The sequence below is a fragment of the Neptunomonas antarctica genome, assembly GCF_001305295.1.
Lineage (GTDB): Bacteria > Pseudomonadota > Gammaproteobacteria > Pseudomonadales > Balneatricaceae > Neptunomonas > Neptunomonas antarctica.
In genome coordinates, this window is the sequence record NZ_LJSI01000038.1 from 1 (window position 1) to 361 (window position 361).

General features: G+C 46.8%; 1 protein-coding gene. It reads right to left on the bottom strand.

The genetic code is table 11. The annotated features are described in order from the left end of the window. Nucleotides 1–179: 179 nt before the first annotated feature. Nucleotides 180–361: type II toxin-antitoxin system RelE/ParE family toxin (locus tag Nant_RS09835; protein WP_162224932.1), on the bottom strand; the 182-nt coding region annotated here is incomplete at its 5' end.

Sequence of the window (361 nt, forward strand, 5' to 3'; positions counted from 1 at the left end):
GGCTAGTGTTGATCCGTCTTGCAAAGACGGTTTTCTTGACCTGATTAAGGTCAAGATACTGGCTAACTTCCGCAGCCAGCACCCGCTTGATCGCTACCGCTTCAACCTCTTCAAGAATTCCCTCGCTTTCAAGGAAGCTATCAAAGCTGCTGCCCAAGTGTTTGCTTTTTTCCATGTGACTATCCTCTCTCATAGTCTCTCAACCTAGATTTGGCTAAATCCAAATCCGCTTTTGGTGTCTTTTGGGACTTCTTAACAAATCCATGAAGTAACACCATTTTCTGGTCTATCACTGCGAATAGCACCCGTGCTATCCGGCCGTCACTGATATTAGAGCGTACCTCGTTCACCTTGCCGTGGA